Below are 14234 nucleotides of genomic sequence, written 5' to 3' on the forward strand. Positions count from 1 at the left end.
GGACACGAGAAATCATGCGGGCTATGCTGAAATAAATCCAATCGCGGATCATTATCTCCGTCATAAACCGTGTTGATATCAGAATGCTCGATCTGAACCTCTTGCGGGCGCTCGACGCCCTGCTCGACGAACGCAACGTCACGCGCGCCGCGCAGCGTCTGTCGCTCACGCAGCCGGCCGTGAGCGCGATGTTGACGCGTCTGCGTGAGAGTTTCGGCGATCCGCTGTTCGTGCGCTCGCAACGTGGCATCGTGCCGACCGAGCGCGCGCTGCAACTGGCCGCGCCGCTCAAGCAGGTGCTGAGCGAGATCGAGCAGATGCTGCAGCCGCAGGCCTTCGCGCCGGACGAGGCCGAGATGACGCTCACCCTCGCCTCGACCGACTACGCGCTGCGCGCCGTCGTCGTACCGTATCTCGCGCGGCTGAGGGAAACGGCGCCCGGCGTGCGCGCCGTGATCGTGCCGGTCCAGCACGAGCGCCTGCAGGCGCAACTGGAAAGCGGCGACGTGGATCTGGCCCTGATCACGCCGGAAACCACGCCCGCCGACCTGCATGCGCGCCGCCTCTTCGACGAGCGCTACGTGTGCGTGATGCGCGCGGATCACCCGGCCGCCGCGCGGCCGCTCACGCTGGAGCGGTTTTGCGCGCTCGATCACGCGCTGGTGTCGTATGCGGGCGGGAGCCTGAGCGGCGTAACGGACGAGGCGCTGGCGCGCGTGGGGCGCGCACGGCGCGTGACGGTGTCGGTGAACAGCTTTCTCGTGCTGCCCGATATTTTGCTGACGAGCGATCTGATTGCGGTCGTGCCGTCACGGCTCGTGAAGGACGCGCAGGGGCTCGCAGTGGTCGAGCCGCCGCTCGCGATACCGGGGTTCACCAAGACGCTCGCGTGGCACGAGCGCACGCATCGCTCACCTGGGCATCAGTGGGCGCGCGCGTTGTTGTTCGAAACGTGTGAGGGGTTGGCGGGCGAGGCGCCGGGGTGACGCGTCACGTTTCGGCGCTTCGCGGTGCGCGGCAACGCGCGAAAAGGCCATCAGCAGGACGGACTGCCATTGGCCGTGCAGAACGCGGCGGGCGCACCCGCGATGAGAGGAAGCGGCGTGACGGGACGCGGCGGCGGCGGAATCGTCACGGCGCCGCACCACGAGGTGTGGCTGTGCCCCGCGCTGGGCACGCAGGGCGCAACCGCCGCGCGCATCTCCTGGGCCGCTTCCTCGCTAAGTTCGTTGCGCTCTCGCGCTTCGAGCGCGGGCCGCAACTGATCGTCCAGCCAGGACGCAAACGCGACGACACAGGCCGCCGCGACGGCCAGCAGCATCAGCCGCGCCTTGTGCTCGCGTAGCTTGATGAGCACGCGCACCGCCGCCGGGTGGCCTGCAATGGGCGCCTCGCGCCCGGTGGCGGCCCGCACCGCCGCTCCTTCGATGATTCTCGTTGCCACTGTTTATTCGTTTTGCTCTTGTGATTACGCCTGGCGCCCGTATCGAGGCATACGGGTTAACGGCAGGTCAGAGCGATCCGAAAGGGGCCGAGCGAAAATATTTGAGCGCCTCAGTGGTCCTTGCGCGAGCGCTCCACAAACGCAAACACGGTTTCGCGGAACCGCTCCACCGCGGATTGCGCACGGCGGGCTTCGTCACGAGATGAAGCGGCGCGCGAAACGCCTCGTCCCCAGCCACACGGCAGTCGCGCACGCACTCCTGCGGGTAGCGCCGCATGGAAGCCGGCACGAGCGTCACACCGCCGCCCGCGGCCACGAGGTTGATCGCGGTGACCATGCGCGGCACCTCGTCGACCACGCGCAATTGCACGCCCCGGCATCGACGTGCCCGTTCATCATCATCTCGATGATCTCGGCCGCGTTGATCTCGCTGAGTTCGATGGCGATGTCGGGATGCGCGTCACGATACGCGCGGATCACGGCTGGCGCGAGCGGATGAAACGCGGCCGAACTCGTGAGCGCCACATGCAGCTTGCCCACCTGTCCGAGCGCCACCCGCCGCGCGTGCGTGACGCCCTGCGCCAGCGTGCGCAGAAGGTTGCGCGCGCAAGCAGCGAAGGCGTGAGTACGGCACGCCGCACAGGTTGCTGTGTGTGACGACGACGGTGAGGGGGTTATAAACCCAGCTGCGAGCTTTCGAAAGCGCATTCATCTCCGCTCTCCATCATTTGATGGAGGCAAATCGCAACCCGAGACAATATAGTTGACATGCGGCGGCAGTGACTGTTGCCTCTCCTTTGTGGTAGTCGGAAACCTTCTCGCCGATGCCCATAAATAGAACGATTTTGCTAAAACAACAATGACGCTTTGTTCACGCGGTGGCTCGTCACACCAGGCGGGCAAACGCTCCACGCACCATCGTCGTGCCGAAAGAAGAACAGTGCTCGGGCCCCGTCTGCGGTCGAGACGTACACATAGCGACTACCGCCCCATCGTGTACGACCGAACTCAATCACGTGAACCGGTAGTGCCGGTACCGGAGCTAGCCATTTTTCGACCTGCCAGCGTAGAGACTTTTCACCCGTGCTTTTCATGTTCCCCTCCGGCAATTCCGAGGGCCGACGACGCTGGGGAGAGCGTATCCACTCCCCCAGTTCGTGCCTTGTCTAACGTCGGCGAAAACGTTACTGGCCGATTTGTCGGCTTACGTGATTCTCCTGCTGGTTTAGAACGTAGTCCTCTCGCCGGGTGATATGGCTGCTGTTCTGGGTTGCCATGTCGCGCTCCTCCTGCCGAATCCGACGGTCATCGCTATGGAGTCTCGCCGCCTCGGCGTGCGACATTTCCCCTTCGCGCACCTCCTGGTGAATGCGTCGGTCCTGATTCGCCAGGCGGTGGTTCACCTCTGCGCGACGTGGGTGCGTTGCATCCCAGTGGGTCTGCGCCGACGCGGTGCCTGCGAATGACAAAGCAAGTACAGCCACCGCCGCGATTTTGTAGGCAACGTTGTGCATGTTCATCTCCGATTCCGTTGAGGGGACGGCATCTAGCCGTTCACCTCCTCAACGTTACGGATGACCACGATGTTGACTGAAGAGTTGTGAGTTCTGAAACCGATTATTTCGCGTGAGACGGGATGTCCGGGTTGGTGCGTGGACCGGTCAGGTGTTTCAAATTACACGTCTCGTTACAAACAAACACATCGGTAATTTGCGCTCCAAATATATTGCCTTCACTAACGACAAGTGAGGAACGTATGAAACGAATTTTTGCGCTGGTGCTGATGGCTGTTTGTCTCGGAACCGCGTTGAGCGGCTGCATCGTCGTACCTGCAGGTGGTTACTACCACCGCTATTAACTTGCCCATCTTTCTGCAAGGTGCGTGAAGCAGGAGGAGGTCGCTCCTCGCCCCGCTCACCCTGGGGAAAAAGTAACGAGACGGGATGCGTGGCGAGAGAGGAGCCCGTTCGGTCTCCTCCTCCGCGCGCTAGACGTGGTACTGCCTTTGCCACGCCAGCTTCGCTTCTTTTGTCAGTGCTTCAATCTTGAGCGCCGCGCCCGAGCCACGCGCGCAACGCGGCGTGACCCTGCGCTTCGTGATCGCGAATCCCTCTTCCTGGGTGTATTTCGATTCGTTGCGCGCGCAACCTGACGGCGGTTTCGCCCCTGCGGATCACAGCGCATGTCCCGACGTCGACGACTGGAAGTACGGCATGCGCAAGCTCCCGCGCTATCCGGCAACGCGGCAAACACGGCGCAGAGCGCAGGCGGCGCGGACGATTGAAACGGGCGGCCGTCGTATCATAGCGGCTCGATTCCCGCCGGAGGCGCACATTCGCCCGGCCGCCCAACGACCGCCATGAGACGCCTTCCCCCGCTCAACGCCCTGCAGATTTTCGAAACGGTCGCCCGCTACGGCAGCTTTACGCGCGCGGCCGAGCACCTTTGCCTCACCCAAGGCGCAGTCAGCCGGCAAATCCTCGCGCTCGAGCAATACTACGGCCTGCCGCTCTTTCGCCGCTCGTCCAAAGGCCTCACGCTCACCGCCGAAGGCGAGCAACTGCTGCCCGCCGTGCGCGACGGGTTCGGGCGCATCGAGGAAGCCTCGCAACGTCTGACGCGCCAGCGCACCGAGCTTGCGCTCAAGGTCCCGACCTGCGTGATGCGCTGGATGCTGCCGCGCATCATGCGCTTCCAGAACGAGCACCCCGACCTGCAGATCCAGATCACGACCACGTGGGGGCACGAAGTCGACTTCCAGGCGGAGCCCTTCGACGCGGCGATCATCTACGGCTCGTCGCCCGGCGCCGACGTGCATGCGGTGCCGCTCTTCGACGAATACCTCACGCCCGTCTGCACGCCCGAGTTGCTCTCGCGCCGTCCGCTCGTCAAGCCCGACGACCTCGCGCATCAGACCCTGCTGCACCCCACGCGCGACCACGCCGACTGGCGCCTGTGGCTCGCGCGCGCGGGCGCGAAAAAGGTCGATGCCAATCTCGGCCCCACATTCGAATCGCTCGATCTCGCGGCCACGGCAGCCATGCAGGGCTTTGGCGTCGCCATTACCGACCGCACGCTCGTACGCGAGGACGTCGAGACACGGCGCCTCGTCATGCCCTTCGACCTCGCCGTGCCCACGGGCTCGCGCTACTATTTCGTGTACCCCGAGTGCGTGGCCCAGCAGAAGAAGGTGCAGTTGTTCAGCGAGTGGATCGGCGAGGACCGCTCAACGCCGTAGCGCGCCATGAGGGCAGCGCATGGCGGGCATGAGAAATAATCGATTGCACGCGGGCCGCTCTTTCGGCGTAATGGGCCGCTTCCTGCAAGGCCCGATCTTCCGGCAGCCTCGCATTTGTTACACCATGCGGCCGCGGGCCGCCCGAAGGGAGACCGAACATGCAGAGCGCCGCGCAGGCCCGCTCGAAGCTGCCCGATGTAGGCACGACGATTTTCACGGTGATCGGCCAGCTTGCCGCCGAGCATGAGGCGCTGAACCTCTCGCAAGGCGCGCCGAATTTCGACCCGAGCGCGAAACTCGTGGATGACGTGGCCGCCGCCATGCGCGCGGGCCACAACCAGTACGCGCCCATGGCGGGTCTCTTCGACTTGCGCGAAGCACTCGCCGCGAAGGTCGAGACGCTCCATGGCGCGCACTACGACCCCTCGACCGAAGTGACCGTGCTCGCGAGCGCGAGCGAAGGCCTGTACTCGACGATCAGCGCGCTCGTGCATCCCGGCGACGAAGTGATCTATTTCGAGCCCTCGTTCGACAGCTATGCGCCCATCGTGCGCCTGCAGGGTGCGAAGCCCGTGGCGATCAAGCTCGCGCAGCCGCATTTTCGCGTGGACTGGGACGCGGTGAGCGCGGCCATCACGCCGCGCACGCGCATGATCATCGTGAACACGCCGCACAATCCCACGGCCACGATATTCGGCGAGGACGACATCGCGCGGCTTGCGGCGCTCACGCGCGGCACCGACATCGTGATTCTCTCCGACGAGGTGTACGAGCACGTGGTGTTCGACGGCGCGGCGCACCGGAGCATGGCGCGCTATCGCGAGCTTGCCGAGCGCAGCGTGATCGTTTCGTCGTTCGGCAAGTCGTATCACGTCACGGGCTGGCGCGTGGGCTATTGCCTCGCACCCGCCGCGCTGATGGACGAGATCCGCAAGGTCCACCAGTTCGTGGTCTTTTCCGCCGACACGCCCATGCAGTATGCGTTCGCGCAGGCGCTGGCCGAGCCGCAAAGCTATCTGGGCCTGGCGGCCTTCTACCAGCGCAAGCGCGACCTGCTCGCGCGCGCGCTGGAAGCCTCGCGATTCGAACTGCTGCCAAGCGAAGGCAGCTTTTTCATGCTCGCGCGCTTCCGGTCTTTCTCCGACGAGCACGACAGCGACTTCGTTCTGCGGCTCATTCGCGACGCCCGCGTGGCGACGATTCCGCTCTCGGCGTTCTACACCGACGGCACCGACGAAGGCATCATCCGCCTGAGCTTCGCCAAGGATGACGAAACATTGCTCGAAGGCGCGCGCCGCCTTTGCGCGATTTAAAGCACTGCATTCGAACCACAACGAAACTGATCGGCAAGGAGATCTCCATGAAGCGACTCAACGCGCTCCTCGCGCTGGCATACGTGTACGGCGTACTCGGCCCGGCATCGGCTTTCGCCGATGCGAACCTGTTGCGCTTCGGCGTCGAGGCGCAGTATCCGCCGTTCGAAACCAAAGCTTCGGACGGCACGCTGCAAGGCTTCGATATCGACATCGGCAATGCCGTGTGCGCGAAGGCGAACATGACCTGCAAATGGGTTGAAACGTCGTTCGACGGCCTGATTCCGGCGCTCCAGGGCCGCAAGTTCGACGCCATCAACTCGGCGATGAACGCCACCGAAAAGCGCCGTGAGGCCATCGACTTCACCACCGTGATCTATCGTGTACCGAGCCGCCTGATCGCGCGCGGTGACAGCGGGCTCGTGGCGACCGCCGCGTCCCTCAAGGGCAAACGTGTAGGCGTACTGCAATCGTCGATTCAGGAAACCTATGCAAAGGTGCACTGGGAACCGGCCGGCGTGAGCGTGGTGCCCTACCAGGACCAGAACCAGATTTACGCGGACCTCGGCGCGGGGCGTCTGGATGCGACGCTCGTGCTCGCGCCCGCGGGCCAGAAGGGCTTTCTTTCGCAGCCCGACGGCAAAGGTTTCGCGTTCGTGGGCGAAGCCGTGCGCGACGACAAGATTTTGGGCAGCGGCGTGGCGTTCGGCATCCGCAAGGGCGATACGGCCTTGCGCGAGCGCCTGAACGCGGCCATCGCGAAGATCGAGTCGGACGGCACGGTCACTTCGCTCGCACACAAATACTTCGGCGACATCGACGTTTCGCCGAAGTAATACGCCGCACTCAGGGGCGGCGGCATGGCGTGAGCGAACTCAGCGCCGCCTCTCTCGCGAATTGCGGTTCACGTGGGCGTCGTTTTTCGTGCGCTCCTGGTACGCATCGCCGCCCCGGCGGTCCGTGTCCTCCTGCCCGCTTTCCACGTCGCTATGGCCCTGGCGGCCCACCGAGCGCGGCTCGTGCGGGTGACGCCGCGCGAGCGGCTCGCTGCTTTCGTGCTGCGGACGCTTGACGTTCGTGCCGTCGTCGTCCGGGGTCTCGGGATGCTTCATGGTTCCCTCCTTGTTAACGCAATGCGCACACGCGCATTCGCCTGCCGCTTGCCAGTCAGCGCATCGGGCGTGCCCAGGCCGCTTGACATCGACGTTGACGATTCGGAATTCGAAACCCCGGAAGGCTTTCCTGGAACAACGCGAATGCCTAACCTGCGGCTGCCGCCGAGCGCTCCACCCGCGAGCGCGACGAAGCGTGCAGCCCGAGGTTCGCCACCAGCGCGACCAGCGCCGAGCCGATCACGTACCACGCAGGCGCGGCCGGCGACCCGCTCATGCGCACGAACGCCGCGCAGAGCAACGGCGCAAACCCGCTGAACACGACCACCGAAACGTTGTAAGCGAGCGCGATGCCGCTAAAACGCACCTGCACCGGAAAGAGATCGGCGAGGACCGCGGCCCACGTGCCGCTTGCGAGCGAGAACACCAGCGCGGCGAGCACGAACAGCACGACCACGTTCACGCTGTGCGCCGCGAGCGCCGTGTAGAACGGCCAGGCGAGCGCGGCGAGCAGTACGCACGACACTCGCAGCAGGTATCGGCGCGGCACGAAGTCGCCAGCCCAGGCCGCCGCGAGCACCCCCATCGAACTCACGAGCAGATACGCATTCTGCGCAAGCGCGGCCTCGCGCGGCGCGTATTTCAACGTCTCGATCAGATACGCGGGCATGTGGCCGTAGAGCACGCCATTGAAGCCCGCCATCACCGCAACCGAAAGCGCGCCGGCCGCCACTGCGCCGCGATGGTGGCGCAGCGTTTCGCGAAACGGCCGCTTCACCACGGCGCCCTGCATCTGCCTGAATTCGGGCGACTCGTCGAGATTGCGGCGCAGGAGATACGAAACGATCCCGCACAGGCCGCCCACGAGGAACGCAATGCGCCAGCCGTAGCTCGCGGCGTCGGCGGGCGTGAGCGCGGACTGCACGACGAGATTGACGATCGTCGCGAGCATCACGCCCGTGTTGATCGCGCAGACGATCACGCCGGCCGCGAGGCCCGCGCGGCGCGGCGCCGCTTCCACCGCGTAGGTGATCGCGCCGGGCATTTCGCCGCCCACGCAAAAGCCTTGCAGCACGCGCAGGCCGATCAGCGCGACGGGCGCGGCAATGCCCCAACGCGCGTAATTGGGCAACAGGCCGATGCAGATCGTCGCGAGCGTCACGACGACGATCGAGCCCACGAACACAGGCCGCCGCCCGATGCGGTCACCAAGGCTGCTGAGCACGATGCCGCCGAGCGGCCGGATGATATAGCCGATGGCGAGTACGGAAAACGTGAGCAGCATGCTCACGAGCGGGTCGCTCGCCGGAAAGAATTGCGCGGCGATCGAATGCGCGAAGAAGCCGTAGATCACAAAGTCATAGAACTCCAGCGAGCCGCCCAGACTCGCAATGAGGATCATCTTCCATTGGGCGCGGGTCAGGCCAGGCGCTGTGGCGCGCGATGCTGGCAGCGAGGGTGTCGTCTCCATTTGCTCTCCTGATTGATGTAATTGGCGGCGCTTGGGTTTCTGCTAGCGGATCTTCGTCCTGCGCCTGGGCTTCAAAAGCATCGGCCCGGGCGGCCGCGTTTCATCGCGGACCACCCGGGCGTCGGGTCAAGCGGCCTCGCGCCGCTGCGGTGCACACGCAACGCCTGCGCGTGCGAGCAGCGCTTCCAGTTCGCTCGCATCGTGCGCCAAGCCGCCGACGTAGCGGTCGGGCCGCAGCAGCACGGCGCGCGCGCCGGTCTCCGCGAGCCAGGCGCGAAGCGGCTGGCGTGTCGCAGGCACGATCGCCACGCGCTCGCGTTGTGCAGCGTTCGTCAGCGCGTCTTGCGCGCGTTGCGCGAGCGCTTCGTCGACGATCAACGCGAAGCGATAGCCAACGGCGTCATCGAGGCGCGAACCGTCTTCGAACACGGGTTGCGGCCCGATCTCGCCGCCGGCCGCACCTGCGTGCCAGCCCGGGCCCAAACGCGGCTGGGGCGTGCGAAACTCGCGAATCGCCGCCGTCATCTCGCGGTCGCGCGCGGCAACGGCGCCGCTGTCGGTGGCCTGGATCACGCCGCCTAGCTGCACCGCCGTTTCGATGAACGTGCGCACGTGCGGCTCGCGCTCGCTCTCGTAGGTGTCGAGCAGCGTGTCGGGCAGCGCGCCATCGATCACGTCGGCGAGCTTCCATGCGAGGTTCGAGGCGTCGCGTATGCCCGCGGCCATGCCCTGCCCCATGAACGGCGGCGTCTGGTGCGCGGCGTCGCCCGCGATCAACAGCCTGCCGCGCCGCCAGCCCTGCGCGATCACCGAATGGAACGTGTAGATCGCCGAGCGTTCGAGTTGCGCGTGCTCGGGCGTGATCCATCGTGTGAGCCGCTCCCAGATCCATTCCGGCGTGCCGATGCGGCGCTCGTCGTCGCCCGGCATCACCATGATTTCCCAGCGGCGGCGGTTGTGCGGCCCACGCGTGTACGTAATCGGCCGCGCGGGGTCGCAGTACTGGATCGAGTAGTCGCCGAGATCGGCGCGCTCGCCTTCCAGCAGCACGTCCACCACGACCCAGCGCTCGTGCGACTTCAGATCGGCCAGCTCGGTGCCGATGAAGCGGCGTACGGTCGAACGCGCGCCGTCGCAACCCACCACGTAGCGCGCCGTGGTGTGGGCAAGGCGCCCTTGCGCCGTGTCCTCGAAGCGGATCTGCACGTGGTCGTCGCGTTCGTCGAGCGCGAACACCTCATGACGCAAATGCACGTCGGCGCCGCCGCGCGCGAATAGTTGCGCACGCAACGCTTGTTCGAGATCCGGCTGATGAAACTTGTAGCTTGCGCACCAGCCTTGCGGGCCAATGCCGCCGGGCCGGCTCCAGTCGATCATCAGCTCGCCGCGCGCATTCACGAACTTCATGCCGGGTCCGACGAAGAGATTGGGCAGCAGCGTCTGCGCGATCCCGGCGGCCTGGAACACGCGCATGCATTCGCCGTCGAAGTGCACGGCGCGCGGCAACTGGAACACATCCTTGTCGCGCTCGAACACCACGACTTTCAGGCCGCGCAGCGTGAGCAGATTGGCGAGCGTAGCGCCCGTCGGCCCGAAGCCGACGATCGCGACGTCATAGTCGGGCGTCGGATTTGATTTGCATACCGAATTTTTTACGACATCCTTCATCCCATTCACCTGATCCATGGCTAACTGCGTGGATGACTGCGCCGCTCGCGTCGTGCGGGCGGCGTCCTGTGCCTTACGCTTCGTCCGCGACGGGGTTCCTGAGCGTGCCGATGCGATCCACCTCGACTTCCACCACGTCGCCATGCTTCATGAAAAGCGGCGGATTGCGCTTCGCGCCCACGCCGCCAGGCGTGCCGGTCACGATCACGTCGCCGGGGAAAAGCGGCGTGAAGGTGGAGAGATATGCGATCTGCTTCGCAATGCCGTGAATCAGCATCTCCGTGGTCGCGCGCTGCACTTCCTGGCCGTTCAGACGCGTGACGAGCGTCATCAGCGCATTCGGCTCGATCTCGTCGCTCGTGACCATCCACGGGCCGAACGCGCCCGTGCGGTAGAAGTTCTTGCCCGGTCCCCATTGGCCCGTGTGGCGCTGCCAGTCGCGCACCGAGCCGTCGTTGTAGCAGCTGTAGCCCGCGATATGACGCCATGCGTCGGCCTCGGCGATGCGCCGCCCGCCCTCGCCGATGATCACGGCAATCTCGCCTTCATAGTCGAACTGCGTGGACTCGCGCGGACGCAGCACGGGCTCGCCCGCGCCCACCTGCGAAGCCGGCAGTCGCATGAAGATCACAGGCTGCTCGGTGGTCTCGCGGTTGGTCTCCTTCACGTGCTCCGCGTAGTTCAGGCCCACGCAGAAAATTTGCTGCGGATTCGCAATGACGGGCTCGAGCGTGACTTCGGCGAGCGGATAGTCGCCCTTGCCTTCGCTCGCCGCGCGTTCCGCTTCGGCGAACGCGCCGGCTGCGATCAGCGACTTGAGGTCGGCATAGCGGCCGCCAAGGCGCTTCTTGAGGTCGAAAACCGCGCCGTCGCGCACAACGCCGAACGACGAACCTTCATGGGTGGAAAAGCTGGCGAGTTTCATGATGCTCCAATGATAAAGAGTGAGTTTTCTCTGGAATCGGTGCGCGCATTTATTGATGCGTTTATCGTATTTTGAGAATACACTACGAAAAACGCGACACACAACTTGATTTTTATCAGGGTTTATCACTACGACTGGAGACAGCATGACTCTGCCGAACACCGAACAGACCACGAAGCGAACCGGCCTCACGCTCAGCCACATGGGCTTTTTCGTGAGCGATATGGCGAAGGTCGAAGACTTCTATACGCGGGTGCTCGAATTCACGGTGACGGACCGCGGCTCGCTGCCCTCGCCGCGCGGCACGGTCAGCCTTGTCTTTCTCAGCCGCGATCCCCGTGTGCATCACCAGATCGTGCTGGCGAGCGGCAGGCCCGAGCAGTTGCCGTTCAATCCGATCAACCAGATTTCACTGGAGGCGGACAGCCTCGCCACGCTCAAGCACTTTCACCGGCGCTTCGTGCAGGAAGGGATGGAGGAGATCGTTCCGGTCACGCACGGCAATGCGATCTCGTTTTACGCGCGCGACCCGGAGGGCAACCGGCTGGAGGTTTTCATCGACACGCCGTGGTACGTGGATCAGCCCATGCGCGTGAGCGTGGACTTCACGCTGCCCGACGACGCGTTGCTGGCCGAGGTCGAGCGGCATGCGAGCACGTTGCCGGGCTTCCGGCCGCGTGCGATGTGGGAAAGGGAGATGGCGGCCCGTATGGGCGTAGCGTGACGCCGCCGCGGCGCTTTATGACTCGATCAATGCACGCACGCGCGTGGAAATGCGCGCGGCGGCTTCCTTCACGGCCGCGACCACGCGGTCGAGGTTGAAAAACGCGAGGCGCTGCTCGGGCACGACGAGCGCAAGCGAGGCCACGGCTTCGCCCGATGCGTCGGTGAAGAGCGGCGAAGCGACGGCGGACATGCCCGCTTCGAGTTCGCCCTTCGAGAGATAGAAGCCCGCGCGGCGGATCTTGAGCAGGCTCGCGCGGAATTCTTCGAGCGAGGCCCCGAGTCCGCTAGCAGCAATGTCTTCGGGGTACTGCTCGAACAGCGCGGCGAGCTTCGCCTTCGGAAACGTCGAAAGGATCGCCTTGGGCGCGGCGCCAAGAAAGAGCGGACGCGGACGGCCGCGTCCATAGCGCAGGTCGAATACGGCGTCGTGCGATTCCCGGTGCGTATCGACGAGTTCATTGCCGTACCAGCGCGACATGACCGCGTCGAAGCCCGATTGCTCCGCCAGTTCGCGCATGACCGGCTGCCCCGCTTTTAACAGCGGATCGGAAATGCGCAGATGGTAGTCGAGCGTGATGATGCGTGGGCCGAGGCCGTATTCGCCGCCCACGAAGCGCAGCAGCATGCCGGTATCGACGAGTTCACGCAGATAGCGGTAAGCGGTCGGCACCGAGCATTGCAGTTCGGCCGCCACTTGTTCGGCGGAAAGAAAAGGCCGCGCCTCGGAAAAGAGTTCGAGGATGGACAGCAGTTTCGCAATGCTCGACAAAGGCCGGTCTCCGGTCACGCGTGGGGTGGCCAATTATAGCGGCACGCTTCACCGCGTTCGTGCCCCGCAAACCCGGCGGCACCATGCAAAACCGCCGCATTGCAGGGCGCGCTTTACACGTCCCCTGCAATGCGGCGGTCGGTATGGATTACCGCTGCCACATGCACCGCGCATCCGACTTAGCGAAATTCGCCTGACATCATTCATGCGCGGTACATGTTTAGCATAGCTTTACTGCATATGCTGGCCACCGTTGATAGGAATATTTGCGCCCGTCACGAAGCCCGCTTCGTCCGAACACAGGAACAGCACGAGCGCCGCGACTTCACCCGGGTTGCCGAGGCGGCCCATCGGGATCTGCGGCAGGATCTTCGTGTCGAGAATGTCCTGAGGAATCGCGGTCACCATTTTCGTGGCGAGATAGCCCGGCGAAATGGTGTTCACGGTCACGCCCTTGCGGGCGACTTCCAACGCGAGCGACTTCGTGAAGCCGTGCATGCCGGCCTTCGCGGCGGCGTAGTTGGTCTGGCCGACCGAACCCTTCGAACCGTTCACCGACGAAATGTTGATGATGCGGCCCCAAGCGCGCTCGACCATACTGTCGCACAGCGGCTTCGAGATATTGAAGATCGAGTCGAGATTCGTGCGCAGCACGGCGTCCCAATTGACCTTGTCGAGCTTGCGGAACGTCATGTCGCGCGTGATGCCCGCATTGTTCACGAGAATATCCACGGGGCCGATCTCGCTCTGGATCTTCTTCGCGCCGCGCTGGCACGAATCGTAGTCAGCTACGTCCATGCCGCACGCGTGGAATTCGCGGTCGGTCTCCTTCATGCGCGCCAGCCAGTCCTTCGCGCCCGCGTTATCGGGCGAGTGCGTCACGACAACGCGATAACCCGCATCATGCAGCTTCACGCTGATGGCTTCGCCAAGGCCGCCCATACCACCTGTTACCAATGCAATACGATTCGTCATCCTATATATCCGCGAGAGTTGAGCGTCACTAAAACCGTGGCGTTACGCGTTACGCGTGCAGGCGCCACATACACTGTTGCCCAGCTTCATCTTTCCACCCAGGACGAAGACAAGGCGAATGCCGCGCGGCTTCTGGTCAATTTCTAGTATTGCGCGTGGTTGCTGCTACTGCCGGCTCGCCGCTGCTTCTCGCGCGACGAGCCGCTTGCTACCTGGTTACTACGTTGCTTCCCGCCTGGGATCAAGCCGGATCAAGCGCGCTCGAGTGCGAGCGCCACGCCCATGCCGCCGCCGATGCACAGCGAGGCCAGACCCCGCTTCGCGTCGCGGCGCTGCATTTCGTGCAGCAGCGTCACGAGAATCCGGCAGCCCGACGCGCCGATCGGGTGACCGATCGCAATCGCCCCGCCGTTCACGTTGATCTTCGACGTGTCCCAGCCCATCTGCTTGTTCACGGCCAGCGCCTGCGCGGCAAATGCCTCGTTGATCTCCAGGAGATCGAGGTCGTTCACCGACCAGCCCGCGCGCTCCAGTGCACGCCTGGACGCCGGCACCGGACCCATGCCCATCACCTTCGGGTCCACGCCGCCGCT

General features: G+C 64.6%; 17 protein-coding genes and 1 pseudogene. 6 read left to right on the top strand and 12 right to left on the bottom strand.

Annotated elements, in window-relative coordinates; genetic code table 11:
* Positions 1–83: 83 nt before the first annotated feature.
* Positions 84–986, top strand: a complete 903-nt coding sequence (locus M3I54_RS28805; RefSeq protein WP_254342062.1) for a LysR family transcriptional regulator — start codon at positions 84–86, stop codon at positions 984–986.
* Between the two features lie 50 nt (positions 987–1036).
* On the opposite strand, the gene M3I54_RS28810 is transcribed toward M3I54_RS28805, so the two are convergent.
* The 5 genes from M3I54_RS28810 to M3I54_RS28830 all read right to left on the bottom strand — a co-directional run bounded on the left by M3I54_RS28810 (position 1037) and on the right by M3I54_RS28830 (position 2958).
* Positions 1037–1444 (bottom strand): hypothetical protein, encoded by a 408-nt coding sequence (locus M3I54_RS28810; RefSeq protein ID WP_254342063.1) that lies wholly within the window; start codon positions 1442–1444, stop codon positions 1037–1039.
* A 67-nt stretch (positions 1445–1511) separates the two neighbouring features.
* Positions 1512–1781, bottom strand: coding sequence for a hypothetical protein (locus M3I54_RS28815; protein ID WP_254342064.1), 270 nt, complete (start codon positions 1779–1781; stop codon positions 1512–1514).
* A complete protein-coding gene (locus tag M3I54_RS45195; RefSeq protein ID WP_254342065.1) occupies positions 1739–1999 on the bottom strand; it encodes a LysR substrate-binding domain-containing protein in 261 nt (86 codons plus the stop codon). The genes M3I54_RS28815 and M3I54_RS45195 overlap by 43 nt, the downstream gene beginning before the upstream one ends.
* Before the next feature lie 293 nt (positions 2000–2292).
* A complete protein-coding gene (locus tag M3I54_RS28825; protein ID WP_254342066.1) occupies positions 2293–2538 on the bottom strand; it encodes a hypothetical protein in 246 nt (81 codons plus the stop codon).
* Positions 2539–2628: 90 nt separating this feature from the next.
* Positions 2629–2958 (bottom strand): hypothetical protein, encoded by a 330-nt coding sequence (locus tag M3I54_RS28830; protein WP_254342082.1) that lies wholly within the window; start codon positions 2956–2958, stop codon positions 2629–2631.
* A 531-nt stretch (positions 2959–3489) separates the two neighbouring features.
* Between M3I54_RS28830 and M3I54_RS28835 the strand changes: the two genes are divergently transcribed.
* The 4 genes from M3I54_RS28835 (at position 3490) to M3I54_RS28850 (ending at position 6831) form a co-directional block, all read left to right on the top strand.
* Entirely contained in the window at positions 3490–3807 is a 318-nt protein-coding gene (locus tag M3I54_RS28835; protein WP_254342067.1) for a hypothetical protein, read from the top strand.
* Entirely contained in the window at positions 3804–4682 is an 879-nt protein-coding gene (locus tag M3I54_RS28840) for a LysR substrate-binding domain-containing protein (protein ID WP_254342068.1), read from the top strand. Before M3I54_RS28835 ends, M3I54_RS28840 begins: the two co-directional genes overlap by 4 nt.
* 158 nt (positions 4683–4840) lie before the next feature.
* Positions 4841–5995: a methionine aminotransferase gene (locus M3I54_RS28845; RefSeq protein ID WP_254342069.1), complete on the top strand. Its 1155-nt coding sequence runs from the start codon at positions 4841–4843 to the stop codon at positions 5993–5995.
* 47 nt (positions 5996–6042) lie between these two features.
* Entirely contained in the window at positions 6043–6831 is a 789-nt protein-coding gene (locus tag M3I54_RS28850) for an ABC transporter substrate-binding protein (protein WP_254342070.1), read from the top strand.
* Positions 6832–6870: 39 nt separating this feature from the next.
* Here the strand turns inward: M3I54_RS28850 and M3I54_RS28855 are convergent, their stop codons facing one another.
* The 4 genes from M3I54_RS28855 to M3I54_RS28870 form a co-directional block, all read right to left on the bottom strand.
* Positions 6871–7107, bottom strand: coding sequence for a hypothetical protein (locus M3I54_RS28855; protein ID WP_254342071.1), 237 nt, complete (start codon positions 7105–7107; stop codon positions 6871–6873).
* Between the two features lie 148 nt (positions 7108–7255).
* On the bottom strand, positions 7256–8578 hold the full coding sequence (locus tag M3I54_RS28860) for an MFS transporter (RefSeq protein WP_254342072.1): 1323 nt from the start codon (positions 8576–8578) through the stop codon (positions 7256–7258).
* Between the two features lie 126 nt (positions 8579–8704).
* Entirely contained in the window at positions 8705–10246 is a 1542-nt protein-coding gene (locus tag M3I54_RS28865) for a bifunctional 3-(3-hydroxy-phenyl)propionate/3-hydroxycinnamic acid hydroxylase (RefSeq protein ID WP_254342073.1), read from the bottom strand.
* A gap of 73 nt (positions 10247–10319) precedes the next feature.
* Positions 10320–11171 (bottom strand): fumarylacetoacetate hydrolase family protein, encoded by an 852-nt coding sequence (locus M3I54_RS28870; RefSeq protein WP_254342074.1) that lies wholly within the window; start codon positions 11169–11171, stop codon positions 10320–10322.
* 145 nt (positions 11172–11316) lie between these two features.
* Between M3I54_RS28870 and M3I54_RS28875 the strand changes: the two genes are divergently transcribed.
* Positions 11317–11895: a VOC family protein gene (locus tag M3I54_RS28875; RefSeq protein ID WP_254342075.1), complete on the top strand. Its 579-nt coding sequence runs from the start codon at positions 11317–11319 to the stop codon at positions 11893–11895.
* A 15-nt stretch (positions 11896–11910) separates the two neighbouring features.
* Here M3I54_RS28875 and M3I54_RS28880 read toward each other — a convergent pair whose 3' ends face one another.
* From M3I54_RS28880 to M3I54_RS28890, 3 genes and pseudogenes are all read right to left on the bottom strand, one after another.
* Positions 11911–12666 (bottom strand): IclR family transcriptional regulator, encoded by a 756-nt coding sequence (locus tag M3I54_RS28880; protein WP_254342076.1) that lies wholly within the window; start codon positions 12664–12666, stop codon positions 11911–11913.
* A gap of 231 nt (positions 12667–12897) precedes the next feature.
* Positions 12898–13641: an acetoacetyl-CoA reductase gene (gene phbB / locus M3I54_RS28885; protein WP_254342077.1), complete on the bottom strand. Its 744-nt coding sequence runs from the start codon at positions 13639–13641 to the stop codon at positions 12898–12900.
* A gap of 251 nt (positions 13642–13892) precedes the next feature.
* Positions 13893–14234: pseudogene (locus M3I54_RS28890) on the bottom strand (acetyl-CoA C-acetyltransferase); the annotation flags it as partial.

It is taken from the genome of Paraburkholderia sp. CNPSo 3274 (assembly GCF_024206475.1).
GTDB lineage: Bacteria > Pseudomonadota > Gammaproteobacteria > Burkholderiales > Burkholderiaceae > Paraburkholderia.